Here is a 15,187-nt window from a genome sequence, read left to right as displayed (position 1 = left end):
CGGGGATGCGCCTGCGGGGCAACTGGAGGTGGGTGCGGCGCGGCCCGAAGGCCACGCCGACCCGATTGCTCTACCCCAGAGCAAAAACGGCAAAGGCGCCCTATGAGCGCCAGAATGCGTCAGATTATGCCACAGTCACGCGCAGACGCGAAATGCTACTGGCCGAGCAGAGCTGCCTTGAGATCGGTCTGGGCGGGATGCTCACCGATCCAGACACTCAGGAGTGCGGCGTAAAAGTCGGCGCCGGCGATCGGGTCGCCGACCGGATTGCCGTCAACAAGCAACTGCGTCCCTTTGCCAGGCACATAATCCATTTGGTAGCGCTGCCCTTCGCGGGCTTCCTTGAGGCTCAGCAGTATGGCCGAGAAGGCGTCCATCCTCGGTTTCAGGGCGGCCAGCGTCGCGGCATCCTGGTTGTTTTTCAGGCCCTCCTGGAGCGAGGCGACAAATTTTTCAGCGGAAACGTTGCGCAGCAGGGTGATGTCGATCCGTTTGGTCACGTCGGCACTAATGATTCGGCGGCTGTCGGATGCCTTGGCCGGCAGGTAGAGGCCTGCCGCGTAGACATCGAAAAAGAATTTTTTGCGCAGGCCCGCGCCATTGAGCACAAGCGGATTTCCGCTCACGGTGCTTGTGTCGGCGAATGTGATCCCTGCGACGCTAGTGGCGGCATGTGAGCCCAATGTGGTCAGTGCGCAGAGGAAGGCAATGAGGATTCTCTTCATGATGTCTCCTGAAATGAAAAAGCGGGTGCCGCCCCTGCGCGACACCCGCCTATCCTAGCAGTGGTCGAACGGTCGTGCGACTTCTAGCGGCGAACCTCGCCATTTCCGAAAACGATCCACTTCTGACTGGTCAAGCCTTCCAGACCGACGGGCCCCCGGGCATGGATCTTGTCGGTCGAGATGCCGATCTCGGCCCCAAGGCCGTACTCAAAGCCGTCGGCAAATCGCGTGGACGCGTTGATCATGACTGATGCTGAATCGACTTCGCGCAGGAAACGCATCGCCGCCGTGTAGTTTTCGCTGACGATGCTCTCGGTGTGACCCGAGCTGTAGCGATTGATGTGCTCGATGGCCTGGTCGAGCCCGTCGACCACACGCACGGCAATGATCGGTGCGAGGTATTCCTCCGACCAGTCGCTTTCCTGAGCTGCCTCGAGATGACGCCCATCGATGTTGGCAGATGTCAGTGTTTCGAGCGCACGCGGACAGGCGCGCATGGTAACGCCCTTGTCAGCGAGCATCCGCCCGATGGCCGGCAGAAGCATGTCGGCCACTTCGGCGTCTATCAGCAGGGATTCAGCGGTGTTGCAGGTGCCATATCGCTGGGTTTTTGCATTCTCGATGATGGCGACCGCCTTGCTCGGGTCTGCCGCCTCGTGCACATAGACGTGGCAGTTACCATCCAGATGCTTGATCACCGGCACTCGGGCCTCGCTCGAAATGCGTTCGATCAGGCCTTTGCCGCCGCGTGGCACGATCACGTCCACGAATTGTGGCATGGTGATGAGCTGGCCGACGGCCGCCCGGTCTGTGGTTTCGATGACTTGTACGGCGGTTTCAGGCAGGCCGACATCGGCCAGGCCGGCGCGGACGCAGGCGGCAATGGCCTGGTTTGCGTTGATGGCTTCCTTGCCGCCGCGCAGGATGGCGGCATTGCCAGATTTGAGGCACAAGGCTGCCGCGTCAGCGGTGACATTGGGGCGTGCTTCATAGATGATGCCGACAACCCCCAGCGGGACGCGCATCTTCCCCACCTGGATGCCACTCGGCCGTCTTTTCAAGTCGGTCATTTCGCCGACGGGGTCCGGCAGGGCGGCGATCTGCTCAAGCCCTTCCGCCATCGAATCGATGCCTTTTTCGGTGAGGGTGAGCCGGTCGACCAGGGCGGGCTCGAGTCCGTCCTCGCGGGCCTGGGCCAGGTCGGCCGCGTTGGCCGAGAGCAGGGCGTCCTTGGCGTTGCGCAGGCGTCGGGCTATTGCGAGCAAGGCTGTGTTCTTGGCCTCAGTCGAGGCTGAAGCCAGCGTGCGGGAGGCGTCACGGGCCTGTTGGCCGACGCGTGCCATGTAGCTTTCGATATCCATGATGCTGCCAGTCAATCCGGTTGGAAGCCCACCAGATTAACCCATGCGCACGCACGGCAGCAAAAAACCGTGCTCAGCCAGCCTTGGGGCAGAGCCGCAGGCTCAATCGCAGACATTCGTCCCAGACATCGCCAGGGGCCAGTCCCTTGATGATTCGGTCAATTCTGGCGGCATGTGCCAGGGCCGCACGCACGGCGCCCGGTTGTAAGCGCTGGAGCGCTTTTTGCACAGCGTTGCGGCGTCGGTCGTCGAAGACGCGTTCCGCCTTCATGGCGGCAGAGACGGGCTGCCCCTGGTGTTGTGCTGATTGAATGCGCGCGAGCGTGCGAACTTCGTTTGCCAGCGTCCACAGAACAAGCGGCGCTGCGGTGCCTTCGCCTTCAAGCCCTTCGAGCAGGCGTGCGCAGCGGGCCGCGTTGCCCTCCAGCAGCGCCATGCGCAGGTGTTCCACGCTGTAGCGGGCGACATCGAGGACTGCATCGCGAATCTGGTCGAGCGTCAGCGATCCGGGCGGATACAGCAGCGCGAGTTTCTGTAGTTCCTGATGCGCGGCCAGCAGATTGCCCTCGACGTGATCGGCGATGAACGCAAGGGCTTCTTCGGCTGCATCCTGTTGCTGTGCAGCCAGACGCATGGCGATCCAGCGGGGCAGGTGTTCCCGCGGGGGCGCATTGCATTCGACGACAACGCCCTGCTTTTCCAGTGCGGCGAACCAGGCGGTTTTCCGGGTCGCCCAGTCCACTTCGGGCAGGGTGATGAGTGTGATGACGTCGTCGGCCTGAGCTGGCGCGGTTCCTGCCAGTTGCTTGAGCGCGTCGCCGCCTTCCTTGCCGGGCTTGCCGTTCGGGACGCGAAGGTCGACGACCTTGCGTGTGCCGAACAGGGACATGGTGCCGGTGGATTCGAAGACGGCGCCCCAGTCGAAGCCCTGGCCGCTCACGAGAATTTCACGCTCGTCGAAGCCTTGCTGGCGCGCGGCCTGACGGATGGTGTCTCCGGCCTCGGACACGAGCAGGGGCTCGTCACCGTGTACGACATAAAGCGCCCCGAGTGACTGTCCGAGTTGCGAGGCAAGTCGGTCGGGGCTGAGCTTCACTTGAGTTCTTCAGGCGTTACGGTCGACAGACGGCGCATCAACTGGCGCACCAGATCGTCTTCCATGTCGTTGTAGAGAATGTCTTCTTCCTGTGCCTTGGCGAGCAACTGGCGGGTGTCGAAGGTGTATTCCCGGCGGGCCGTGATCCTGGCCGGGATGCGTACGGTCTCGCCCGTGGGCTTGTCCAGTGAGTAGTTGAGCGTGTAACTCAGCCGATACTCTCGCGCCTTGCCGGAGGCATCGAGGCTCAGGATGTCACGCGTCGGGCTCAACTTCGACATTCGGATCACCAGATCGGCCGCCTGGGGAGTGTCGACCACTTCGACGTTGTTGAGACGCAACTGACGACGAAGATCCGAGACGATTCGATGGTGCTCATAGCCTGCAATATAGGCCGATCTGAACGCCATCTGCATTTCCCCGCGCAGGTGGAACCCGCATCCTGTCAGCAGACCTGCGCCAAGCGCTGCGCCAAGAAAAGTGCGCCGATGCATCCGTCTCATCTATGTCTCCAGTGGTGATTCCCCGTGACGGGAAGATCAGCAAACGATGTTGACCAGGCGGCCCGGCACGACGATGACCTTGCGGGGCGGTTTGCCTTCCATGAACCGCTCGGCCGGTTCGCTCGATAGCGCCGTGTTCTCGATGACGTCACGCGTGGCGTCGGCAGCGACCTTGATGCGGCCGCGCAGTTTGCCGTTGATCTGCAGCATGAGTTCGATTTCGTCCTGTACCAGTGCGCCTTCGTCAACAGTCGGCCACGGCGCGTCGATGATGTCGTCGCCGAAACCGCACTCACGCCATAGTGCGTGGCAGATGTGAGGGGTGATGGGCGCGAGTACCCGGATCAGCATCGACAGGCCTTCCTCGATGACTTCGGCATGGGCGGCGGCATGTTCCGCCGGCGCCTTTTCAAGGGCGTTGAGCATTTTCATCGTGGCCGAGGCCACGGTGTTGAACTGATGCTTGCCCAGGTCGTAGTCAGCCTGCTTGAGCAGTGTGTGCAATTCACGGCGGACTTCGGCGAGCGGCTCGGGCAGCTTGCCTGCGGTCAGGGTGCGCGTGTCGGGCAGCTGCGCTTTCAGATCGCTGGCAAAGCGATGGCCCAGCGCCCACACCCGGCGCAGGAAACGGTAGGCACCCTCGACGCCCGAGTCTGACCATTCCAGTTGCTGGTCGGGGGGGGACGTGAAGATGATGAAGAAGCGAGCAGTGTCGGCCCCGTACTGGTCCACCAGGGCTTGCGGGTCCACGCCGTTGTTCTTCGACTTGGACATCTTCTCGGTACCGCCGATGACGACCGGTTGCCCGTCTTCGCGCAGAACAGCGCTGGTGATACGGCCTTTGTCGTCACGTTCGACGTCCACGTCGGCCGGGTTGATCCACTGCTTCTTGCCGTCAGGCAGTTCCCGGTAGTAGGTGTCGGCAACCACCATGCCCTGGGTGAGCAAGCGGGTGAAAGGCTCGTCCACCGTCACCAGGCCTTCATCGCGCATCGCCCGCGTGAAAAAGCGGGAATACAGCAGATGGAGGATGGCGTGCTCGATGCCACCCACATACTGATCGACCGGCGCCCAGTAGTTGACCCGGTCGTCGACCATGCCCTCTGTGCTATCGGCGCAGGCGTAGCGCAGGAAGTACCAGGACGACTCCACGAAGGTGTCCATGGTGTCGGTTTCGCGTCGGGCCGGCTTGCCACAGGTCGGGCAGGTGCATTCGTAAAATTCCGGCATGCGGGCGAGCGGAGAGCCTGCGCCCGTGATCTCGACATTTTCCGGCAGCACCACCGGCAACTGGTCGTCGGGAACCGGTACGTCGCCGCAGTGATCGCAGTGGATCATGGGGATCGGGCAACCCCAGTAGCGCTGGCGCGAAATGCCCCAGTCACGCAGACGGTACTGCACCCGCTTTTCGCCCAGGCCTTTCTCGCCCAGATCGACCGCAATGGCATCGACGGCCTCTGCCGAACGCAGGCCATCGTACTTGTCTGAATTGACCAGCCGGCCATGCTCGGCGAAAACATCCTGCCAGTGAGACCAGGCCAGGTGTTCTTCGTCGGTTTCTCCGGTCAGAGTCGGCGTGTGATCGACCAGTTTGGCGCTCGCGTCGGCGAAAACGCCGGAATTGGAGGCCACCTGCTGGCCCCATTCGCCCGGAGCAATCACGGGGATGATGGGCAGTTGATATTTGGTGGCAAAGGCGAAGTCGCGTTCGTCGTGCGCGGGTACTGCCATCACGGCGCCCTCGCCATAACCCATGAGTACGTAGTTGGCGACCCAGACCGGCAGAAATTCCCCGGTGATCGGGTGCACCACGCGCAGCCCGGTGGGCATGCCTTTCTTTTCCATGGTGGCTAGATCGGCTTCGGCCACGCCGCCTTGCTGGCACTCGGCCACGAAGGCAGCCAGTTCCGGATTGTTCTCTGATGCCTTGAGGGCGAGTGGATGTTCGGCAGCGACCGCGACGTAGGTGGCACCCATGAGCGTATCGCCGCGGGTGGTGAACACCTTCAGCACGCCGGCTTCGCCGATGGTTTCCAGATCGTAGGGGAAGTGGACTTCCAGCCCCTCGGAGCGTCCGATCCAGTTCTTCTGCATCAGCTTGACCTGTTCCGGCCAGCCCTCAAGGCGGTCAAGGCCCTGGAGCAATTCGTCGGCGTAGGCGGTGATCTTCATGTAGTACATGGGGATCTCGCGCTTTTCGACGAGGGCGCCGGAGCGCCAGCCACGACCGTCGATGACCTGTTCGTTGGCCAGCACGGTTTCATCGACCGGGTCCCAATTGACCGTGCCGAGCTTCTTGTAGATCAGGCCCTTCTGGAACAGGCGGGTGAACAGCCATTGTTCCCAACGGTAGTACTGAGGCGTGCAGGTGGCCAGTTCGCGCGACCAGTCGACCCCGAAGCCCAGCCGCTTGAGCTGGTTCTTCATGTAGTCGATGTTGGCGTAGGTCCACTTGGCAGGCGGCACCTGGTTCTGGATGGCGGCGTTTTCGGCCGGCATGCCGAAGGCGTCCCAGCCCATGGGTTGCATCACGTTGTAACCGCGCATGCGCTGCACGCGACTGATCACATCGCCAATCGTGTAGTTGCGTACATGGCCCATATGCAGCTTGCCCGATGGGTACGGGAACATGGACAGGCAGTAGAACTTGGGACGGCTGGCGTCTTCGCCGACCTCGAAGCTTTTCTGCTCGGCCCAGTGCTGCTGGGCGGCGGTTTCTATGGCGGAGGCGTGATACTTGTCCAGCATGATGGTGTCGGGCTGCGGATCAAAACGCGCAAGTATACCGCGAAGCCGAGCTGCGACGGGGGGCTCAGGCGGCTGATCTCTCAGGAAATTTCAGCTGTAAACGAAAAAGCGGCACCCGGTTGGGGAACCGGATGCCGAACTCCATCGAGGAGAGGGAGGGAGACGGTAGGCCGCTCGCCGCCTCAGGCGGCGCGATGCCAGGTGTTACAGAAGCGTTGCCAGTTGGCCGCAGTGGCGGCAGACAAATCTTCAAAAATCGTGAGTGGCAGACGCATGGCGCGATGCTGCATGCGCATCACGTCGGCCATGTTGGGCGTGCACAGGCTGGAGTTTTCCTGGTCGAGCAGTTCGCGGAAATTTTCCATCGCAGCGCCCCAGTATTCAGCGTTGCCAACCCAGCCGGTTTCAGCGGTGGCTTTGCGCACGGCTTTGCGCCACAGAACTTCGGCGCGTTCGGTGGAGACGCCGGCCTTGCGCGCGTACCACGGCAGCAGTTTCGGTGACTTCATCTCTGTTACTCCTTCGACCGGTAACCGGTTCATATCTTTCACCGGTCGCCGCCTCGTGAGCGGCTCCGGAGCTTGGGGTTGGTGCATTGCAAATCAAACGACAGTTTGAATTCTACGCCAGTTTGAGGCCGATATCCGTGAAAAATTGCCATAAATTGTTGCTGTGCACAATCAAACCTTAGTCTTTTCGTCAGGTATATGCAAGTGGTGTAATCGGCCCGATTTGACGAGCGGGTTAAAATGGGCGCCCAAAGGAGATCCCATGGCTGATTTGCTCTCATCGCTCAATCCGGAACAGGCTCAGGCCGTTACGCTCCCGCCCCAGCATGCGCTGATTCTCGCGGGCGCCGGGTCGGGCAAGACCCGTGTCCTGACCACGCGAATTGCGTGGCTGATTCAGACCGAACAGGTCACGCCACAGGGCATTCTGGCGGTCACGTTTACCAACAAGGCGGCCAAGGAGATGATTGCGCGCCTGTCCGCCATGCTGCCCATCAACACCCGCGGCATGTGGATCGGAACCTTTCACGGCTTGTGCAACCGGTTGCTGCGCGCCCACCACCGAGAGGCAAATCTCCCTCAGCTCTTCCAGATCCTCGACTCGGCCGACCAGCTGGCCGCCATCAAGCGTCTGCTCAAGGCGCTCAATGTCGACGATGAGAAATACCCGCCCAAGGACCTGATGCATTTCATCAATGGTCAGAAGGAGCAGGGCAACCGGCCCAGAGACGTGGATGCCTGGGACGACTTCACCCGTCGGCGAGTCGAGCTGTTCGCCGAGTATGAGGCCCAATGCCAGCGCGAGTCTGTTGTGGATTTCGCGGAGTTGCTTTTGCGTACCTACGAGTTGCTGAAAAACAACGAGCCCATTCGCAAGCATTACCAGCGGCGTTTTCGCCACATCCTGGTCGATGAGTTCCAGGATACGAACAAGCTGCAATATCGCTGGCTGAAGTTGCTGGCGGGCGCTGACAGCGCCGAGCAATGTGCCAGCCTGTTCTGCGTCGGTGACGACGACCAGTCCATCTATCGTTTCCGGGGGGCGGAGGTGGGCAACATGCTCGCCTTCGAGCGCGAATTCCAGGTGCCGAACGTCATCCGGCTGGAGCAGAACTACCGTTCCTGCGGCAACATTCTCGATGCCGCCAACGCGATCATCGCCAACAACACCCAGCGGCTGGGCAAGGAACTTTGGACGGATCAGGGGGAGGGCGAGCCGATTAGAGTGTACGAAGCCTTCACCGACATGGACGAAGCGCGCTGGATGGTCGAGGAGATCCAGTCACTCGTGCGCGACGGCCACCGCCGGGGAGACATCGCGGTGCTGTATCGGTCGAACGCACAGTCACGGGTCGTCGAGCATCAGCTGTTTTCAGCCGGGGTGTCCTACCGGGTGTACGGCGGGTTGCGCTTCTTCGAGCGCCAGGAGGTGAAGCATGCGCTGGCCTATCTGCGGCTGATTGCCAACCCGGACGACGATACCGCGTTTGCCCGGGTGGTCAATTTTCCCACGCGTGGTATCGGCGCTCGCTCGCTCGAGTCCCTTCAGGACGCGGCCCGGACCTACAACGGAAGCCTGTATGGCACGGTGTCGCATCTCGGTGGCAAGCCGCGCAAGGCGATCGAGCCGTTCATCGCAATGATCGAAAAAATGCGCATGGACACGGCCTCGCTTTCGTTGCCCGAAGCGGTCGATCACGTGCTGCACCAATCGGGTTTGCGCGAGCACTATGAAAGCCAGAAAGCCAAGGAGGGCTCCGAGCGACTCGAGAACCTGGACGAACTGATCAGCGCGGCGGCCAACTTCGTGGCCGAAGCTCAGGTGCAGGACGGTGCCATCGAACACCCGCTGCTGGCGGATTTTCTGGCTCATGCCTCGCTTGAGGCCGGCGATCATCAGGCTGATGCCGGCGAGGACGCGGTGCAGCTCATGACCGTGCATGCCGCCAAGGGTCTGGAGTTCGACGTGGTGTTCCTCACCGGGCTCGAGGAGGGCCTGTTCCCGCACGACAACAGCGTGCGTGAGATCGACGGTCTCGAAGAAGAGCGTCGCCTGATGTACGTGGCGGTGACCCGGGCGCGCCAGCGCTTGTATGTGTCACTGGCCCAGAGCCGGATGCTCCATGGCCAGACACGCTACTGCATGCGTTCCCGTTTTCTCGATGAGATTCCGGTGGGGCTCACCAAATGGCTGACGCCTCAGCAAAGCGCCTCGAAACTCCACTCGCCCAGTGCTGGATATGGCAGTGGACAGCGGCGTGCAGCCAGTACCCCGGTTCAGGCGTCTCGGGATCTGAACGGCTTGAAGATCGGTCAGGCCGTGCAGCACGCCCGCTTCGGTGTGGGCACCATCGTGTCGGCCGAGGGGAGCGGGGCAGATGCGCGCATACAGATCAACTTCGGCCCGAACGGCATGAAGTGGCTCTTGCTGGGCGTCGCCAAGCTCGAGCCGGTGTGATTGGCCGGTCCCGGCTCAGTTCGCCTTCAACATTCGCGAGAGCAGGCGGCGAACCATGTCGGGTTCGAACGGTTTGTCGCAAATGCCGGAGACGCCGGCATCCTGCACGGCGGCCAGGCGCCCCGCATCGGATTCACTGGTGACCATCATGACCGGAACCGATCGTTGCCAGCTCTGATGGCGAATGTGCTCCACCAGTTGCTGGCCATCCATTTCGGGCATGTTGTAGTCGGTGACCACCAGATCGACCATGGTGTCGTTGAGGATGGCGACCGCTTCAGCGCCGTTGCCCGCTTCGATGAATTGCTCTACGCCGAGGTTGCCGAGCACCCGTTTGATGAATTTTCGCGCATTGGGGCTGTCGTCCACGACAAGTACCTTGAGCTCTTCTAGCGGTACTTCCGTGCCCGTGAGGGCTTCGGCCGACAGCAGATCAAGGGTGTTGTCCAGGGCGCGACCCAGTTGCTCGTTGGTGAACGGTTTGGGCACGATGCCGCAAATGCCTGACTGACGGACCGGGTCGAGGGCCTGCGGGTTGGTTTCGCTGGACACCAGGATGAACGCCACCTGCTCCAGGAGCGGGTGCGCGCGCATCTGCCGAACCAGATCCGTGCCCGAGCTGTCGGGCAGGTAGAGCGCGCTGATGACGACGTCGGGGCGTGTGACGTACATCGCCTCCATGGCTTCTGCTGCGGATTTTGCATGACGCGGTTCGGGAAGCCCCAGCGCCAGGCATGCCTGGGCAATTACCTTGGCCTGCATGGCGGAGGGTTCGACGATCAGCGCATTGAGCGCTGTGACGTTCATGGAAGCAGTCATGGTTCAGATCGAAAAGATGTCGGTTCTGGATGTAACGACCAACTTTCCGGAAACTTTGACTCATCGCAGTCGTCGGAGTATCACGAACCGATAATATTCCGCATGCCTAATGGAATAGTTCAGCGCTTTGCCCTGTTTTGTCCCTGTGCCACGCCATATGGCGAGGCTATTACTCACTTTTCAGCAACCCGGGAGATGTTTGCTCATGAAGAAAATGATGATTCGCAGCCTTGTCGGCCTGGCCGCCCTTGGTATCGCCGCCGGAGCCTCGGCCCAGATGAAGCCGGAAGACATGATCAAGTACCGCCAGTCCGGTTACACCTTCATGTCCTGGAACATGGGCAAGATCAAGGCTCAGGTAGTCGACGGAACGGTGCCCTTCGATAAGGCGCAAGTGCAGGCGGCCGCCAACCTGATTGCGGCCGTGGCCAACTCGGGCATGGGTGCCCTGTACGCCCCGGGCACCGACGAGGGCAAGGGGTGGAAGGAAACCCGTCTGAAGCCCGAGTTCTTCCAGAAGATGGATGAGGTCAAGGAAGTGGGCGGTAACTTCGTCAAACAGGCCAACAAACTGGCTGAAGTCGCTGCAACCGGGGATGAGGCTGCCATCAAAGCGCAGTTTGGCGAAACCGGTAAGGCCTGCAAGGCCTGTCACGAGAAGTTCCGCGAAGAGGAGTGATGCCGTTTCGGCCCGGAATGTGGCCTCGACGGTCATGAAAAAGCCGCCCTCGAGGCGGCTTTTTCATGCCCTACCAGGCCGGCGTTTCGTAATTTGCCGGCTCCGGGGGTGCCGGTGGCGGCGGATTGAAAGCACCGGAAGCTGCCCAGGTGGCCAGTGCCGCGATCACGACGGCGACTCCGAACGCAATGGGGCCGCCGCCCGTGGCGTCTTTGATCTTTGGAGACTCGACCGCTTTCTTGCCGGTGACCATGGGCGGGACAAGCCGCTCTTGCTTCTTGATCGCGTAGAACACGATCGCGGCGAGGTGCAGCCCGACAAGCAGGAAAATGCCATTCTCTCCCCAGTGATGCCACCCGGTGATGGCATCTGAAGTGTCTTTGCTGACCAGTGGATACAGGGGGCCGTTGAAGGCAATGTCGTCGTTGGAGAACAGGCCGGTCGCGGCCTGGGCAATCATCAGGGCAAGCAGTGCAAGCACCGAAAGCGCACCCAGTGGATTGTGTCCCACCCCTTGCCAGGTGCCGGCCAGATAGGCCTTGATGGCGGCCGGACCGCGAACGAACTGGCTGAACCGCGCGTAGGTCGAGCCGATCACGCCCCACACGAGCCGGAATACCAGCAGCCCGATCATGAGCAGGCCAAGGCGGCCATGCCAGACCATGAGGTTGCCACCGATCTTGACCGTGACGAAGGCGCCGATGACGGCGAGAACGAGCAGCCAGTGGAACAGGCGGGTGGGCAGGTCCCACAGGCGGATGGTGCGACTCATGATGGCTCCGGATGACGATTGACTGGCTGATAGACAGTTCGACTCGGCAAAAGCTTCCCGTTACGCGTGAAGAAATGTCTCAAACGCCGTATTTGCGCGCCAGACTGTCGTGGAGTTCCACGAACTGTCCGGTGAGCTTGTGCTTCGGATCCAGATGAATCATGGGTTTGGCTTTCTCGTGAGACTCCTTGATCTTCACCGAGGCAGAAAGATAGGGCTCGACGATCGGAAGGCCTTCGTCGATGAGCTCCTGCACCACCTTTTTGGGGAGGCTGGCGCGTGGCTGGTACTGATTCACCACGATGCCTTCGACTTGCAGATCCTCGTTGTGGTCCGCGCGAATCTCCGCCACATTGTCCATCAGCGAGTACAGGGCGCGGCGCGAGAAGTCGTCGCAATCGAAGGGAATGAGGCAGGCGTTGGCGGCAATCATGGCCGAGCGGGTATAGAAGTTCAGCGCAGGCGGCGTGTCGATGTAGATGGCATCGAATTCTTCGGCCAGTTCATCCAGTGCTTCGCGCAGCTTGAAGATCTTGTAGCGCGATTCGAGCTTGCTCTGGAGTTCTTCCAGCTCCGGATGCGACGGCATCACGTAGAGCCCCTCGAACGGACTCTCGACGAGAAAGTCGTCAAGCGGCTTCGGGTTCAGGCGGAAGTTGAGCGTCTGGTCGAAAAAGTCCGCCAGCGATGCCTCGAGGGTGTCGGCGCCATCGCCCAGCAGATAGCGGGTGGAGTTGCCTTGAGGGTCGAGATCCACCACCAGCGTCCGCTTGCCCTGGCTGGCGCTGATGGCCGCGAGGTTGCAGGTGATGGTGGATTTTCCGACGCCCCCTTTCTGGTTGAAAACCACTCGTCGCATGGTGTTGCTCCTCCCCGTGATGTGCGTAATCCGCTTTTGGTGCATTTTGCCAGCATTGTTGCGATGCGATAAGTAGGCAACTCGCTTGTTTGAGGCGCTCATGAGATAATGCGTGCTTCCCGTGCCCTGTGCGCGATCCGGTCTCTCCCCGGCCGGCGCGACACTGAGTTGCAACCGACGGACACAAGCCATCGGTACCCATTACAAATCCAAGCAACGCGAGAGGATGACACGGTGAGCGGTCCGTCGCCTCTGGCGGCGGCTTTTCTTTTTGTTCGAGAGACCTTGGAGAGGGGAACTCATGGATCAGGATTTCATCGCCGCCGCGCTGGAGTATCACCGCGCGCCCACCCGCGGAAAAATTTCGGTTGTGCCGACCAAAGGGCTGACCAACCAGCGCGATCTTGCGCTGGCGTATTCACCCGGTGTGGCCGCCGCGTGCAACGCCATTGTTGATGACGCGGCCCAGGCCAGCGAGCTGACCTCGCGGGGCAACCTCGTCGGTGTGGTCACCAACGGCACGGCCGTGCTCGGCCTGGGCAACATCGGCCCGCTGGCGTCCAAGCCGGTGATGGAGGGCAAGGGTTGCCTGTTCAAGAAGTTCGCCAACATCGACGTCTTCGACATCGAACTGGCGGAAAACGACCCGGACAAGCTCATCGACATCATTGCGGCCCTCGAGCCGACGCTCGGTGGCATCAATCTGGAAGACATCAAGGCGCCCGAATGCTTCTACATCGAGAAGAAGCTGCGCGAGCGTATGAACATTCCGGTCTTCCATGACGATCAGCATGGCACCGCCATCATCTCTGCAGCGGGCCTGATCAACGGCCTGAAGGTGGTCGGCAAGGACATCGGCGCAGTCAAGCTGGTGTGTTCCGGTGCCGGCGCAGCCGCCATTGCGTGTCTGGACCTCATGGTCGGCCTCGGGCTCAAGCGCGAGAACGTGTACGTGTGCGATTCGCGTGGCGTGATTCGCGTCGGTCGTGACGAGAACATGGAAGCCAACAAGGCCCGCTATGCGCAGCAGACCGACGCCACCACCCTGGGTGATGTGATCAAGGGGGCGGACATCTTCCTGGGGCTGTCGACCGCCGGTGTGCTCAAGCCCGAGATGGTGGCCAGCATGGCCGACAAGCCGCTGATCTTTGCGCTGGCCAACCCCACGCCAGAGATCATGCCCGAGGAGGCCAAGGAGGTGCGCCCGGACTGCATCATCGCCACGGGGCGTTCCGACTACCCGAACCAGGTCAACAACGTCCTGTGCTTCCCCTTCATCTTCAGGGGGGCGCTCGACGTCGGTGCCACCACCATCACCGAGGAGATGAAGCTGGCCTGCGTGAAGGCCATTGCCGAGCTGGCGCAGGCCGAGCAGAGCCATGCCGTGGCGGCAGCCTATTCGGGGGCGGACCTGCGTTTCGGCCCCGACTACATCATCCCGAAGCCCTTCGACCCGCGCCTGATCGTCAAGATCGCCCCGGCCGTCGCCAAGGCAGCCATGGATTCAGGGGTGGCCACGCGGCCGATCGAGGACTTCAAGGCTTACGAGCACGAACTGACCAACTTCGTTTACCAGTCCGGCATCATCATGAAGCCGGTGTTCTCCAAGGCCAAAGCCCTGCCGATGGAGAAAAAGCGGGTGCTCTACGCCGAAGGTGAGGATGTGCGCGTGCTGCATGCGGTGCGTGTGGTCATCGACGAAGGCCTGGCCCAGCCCATCCTGATTGGTCGTCCGGCGGTCATCGAACGTCGTATCGCGCAAGCGGGCCTGAACCTGGTCATTGGCCGCGACTTCGAAGTGGTGAACACCGAAGACGACCCGCGTTACCGCGAGTTGTGGCAGGAATACCACCGGATGATGTCCCGCGAGGGCAACACGGTGGAGATGTCCCGGGCCAAGCTGCGTCGCGATACCACCTTGATCGGCGCAATGCTGCTGCGCCGCGGCGACGCCGACGCGCTGGTATGCGGCACTTACGGCACCTACGATTACCACCTCAAGCAGGTGCGCGACGTCATCGGCCTGGCGCCTGAGGCGAAGCGTTTTGCGGCGATGAGCATCCTGTTGCTGCCCAAGCGCGTGCTGGCGATTGCCGACACCTACGTGAACGAGAATCCGACCGCTGAAGAAGTGGCCGAGATCGCCTGCATGGCCGCGGACGAGTTGCAACGCTTCGGTATCGTGCCGCGCGTGGCCCTGCTGTCGCACTCGAATTTCGGTTCGTCCAACTCTGCCTCGGCACGGAAGATGCGCGCCGCGCGCGACATTCTGGTCGCCAAGCGCCCGGATCTTCAGGTCGATGGCGAGATGCATCCCGATTCGGCGCTTGATCCGGAACTGCGCGCAGAAGCCGTACCGGAGACCACGCTTGAGGGTGAAGCCAATCTGCTGGTCATGCCCAACCTCGATGCCGCCAACATCAGCTTCAACCTGTGCAAGCAGGCCAACAGCGACGGTGTGACCGTGGGGCCGATCCTGTTGGGCCCCGCCAAGTCGGTGCATATCCTCACCGCGACGGCGACCGTGCGACGGCTGGTGAACATTACGGCCCTTGCCGTTGTCGACGCATCAGACCCCAAGCAGGGATAAGCTGAGCAACTGCCTGTCGAAGGGGGCGCCTGCGGGCGCCCTTTTCATTGTTTGCGGTGCGGCTTGGT

12 protein-coding genes are annotated in these 15,187 nt (G+C 61.6%); 3 read left to right on the top strand and 9 right to left on the bottom strand.

All coding sequences use genetic code 11. The features are described from left to right. Window positions 1-155: 155 nt before the first annotated feature. The 6 genes from J0W34_RS17510 to J0W34_RS17485 all read right to left on the bottom strand — a co-directional run bounded on the left by J0W34_RS17510 (window position 156) and on the right by J0W34_RS17485 (window position 6,942). Window positions 156-725 (bottom strand): chalcone isomerase family protein, encoded by a 570-nt coding sequence (locus J0W34_RS17510; RefSeq protein WP_230969635.1) that lies wholly within the window; start codon window positions 723-725, stop codon window positions 156-158. An 83-nt stretch (window positions 726-808) separates the two neighbouring features. Further along, window positions 809-2,086, bottom strand: a complete 1,278-nt coding sequence (locus J0W34_RS17505; RefSeq protein WP_230969634.1) for a glutamate-5-semialdehyde dehydrogenase — start codon at window positions 2,084-2,086, stop codon at window positions 809-811. 73 nt (window positions 2,087-2,159) lie between these two features. After that, on the bottom strand, window positions 2,160-3,182 hold the full coding sequence (gene holA / locus J0W34_RS17500; protein ID WP_230969633.1) for a DNA polymerase III subunit delta: 1,023 nt from the start codon (window positions 3,180-3,182) through the stop codon (window positions 2,160-2,162). Next, complete coding sequence (locus J0W34_RS17495; protein WP_227816541.1) at window positions 3,179-3,685, bottom strand: LPS-assembly lipoprotein LptE; 507 nt, start codon at window positions 3,683-3,685, stop codon at window positions 3,179-3,181. Before J0W34_RS17495 ends, holA begins: the two co-directional genes overlap by 4 nt. 36 nt (window positions 3,686-3,721) lie before the next feature. Then, on the bottom strand, window positions 3,722-6,433 hold the full coding sequence (gene leuS / locus J0W34_RS17490; RefSeq protein WP_230969632.1) for a leucine--tRNA ligase: 2,712 nt from the start codon (window positions 6,431-6,433) through the stop codon (window positions 3,722-3,724). 182 nt (window positions 6,434-6,615) lie between these two features. Beyond that, a complete protein-coding gene (locus J0W34_RS17485) occupies window positions 6,616-6,942 on the bottom strand; it encodes a hypothetical protein (RefSeq protein WP_230969631.1) in 327 nt (108 codons plus the stop codon). Between the two features lie 262 nt (window positions 6,943-7,204). On the opposite strand from J0W34_RS17485, the gene J0W34_RS17480 reads away from it, so the two are divergent. Continuing rightward, the gene (locus J0W34_RS17480; protein WP_230969630.1) at window positions 7,205-9,400 is read left to right on the top strand and encodes a UvrD-helicase domain-containing protein; all 2,196 of its coding nucleotides are present in this window, start codon (window positions 7,205-7,207) and stop codon (window positions 9,398-9,400) included. A gap of 15 nt (window positions 9,401-9,415) precedes the next feature. Here J0W34_RS17480 and J0W34_RS17475 read toward each other — a convergent pair whose 3' ends face one another. Further along, entirely contained in the window at window positions 9,416-10,207 is a 792-nt protein-coding gene (locus J0W34_RS17475; RefSeq protein ID WP_227816538.1) for a response regulator transcription factor, read from the bottom strand. 217 nt (window positions 10,208-10,424) lie between these two features. Here J0W34_RS17475 and J0W34_RS17470 point away from each other — a divergent pair, with 217 nt between their 5' ends. Further along, the gene (locus J0W34_RS17470; RefSeq protein WP_227816537.1) at window positions 10,425-10,898 is read left to right on the top strand and encodes a c-type cytochrome; all 474 of its coding nucleotides are present in this window, start codon (window positions 10,425-10,427) and stop codon (window positions 10,896-10,898) included. Between the two features lie 70 nt (window positions 10,899-10,968). Here the strand turns inward: J0W34_RS17470 and J0W34_RS17465 are convergent, their stop codons facing one another. Together J0W34_RS17465 and J0W34_RS17460 are read right to left on the bottom strand one after the other, a co-directional pair. After that, entirely contained in the window at window positions 10,969-11,670 is a 702-nt protein-coding gene (locus J0W34_RS17465; RefSeq protein WP_230969629.1) for a cytochrome b/b6 domain-containing protein, read from the bottom strand. A gap of 79 nt (window positions 11,671-11,749) precedes the next feature. After that, a complete protein-coding gene (locus J0W34_RS17460; RefSeq protein WP_230969628.1) occupies window positions 11,750-12,529 on the bottom strand; it encodes a ParA family protein in 780 nt (259 codons plus the stop codon). A gap of 301 nt (window positions 12,530-12,830) precedes the next feature. On the opposite strand from J0W34_RS17460, the gene J0W34_RS17455 reads away from it, so the two are divergent. Beyond that, window positions 12,831-15,119 (top strand): NADP-dependent malic enzyme, encoded by a 2,289-nt coding sequence (locus J0W34_RS17455; protein ID WP_230969627.1) that lies wholly within the window; start codon window positions 12,831-12,833, stop codon window positions 15,117-15,119. The last annotated feature ends 68 nt before the right edge of the window (window positions 15,120-15,187 follow it).

Origin of the sequence: Nitrogeniibacter aestuarii (assembly GCF_017309585.1) — a bacterium.
Lineage (GTDB): Bacteria > Pseudomonadota > Gammaproteobacteria > Burkholderiales > Rhodocyclaceae > Nitrogeniibacter > Nitrogeniibacter aestuarii.
This window is presented reverse-complemented; position numbering and strand designations above follow the sequence as displayed.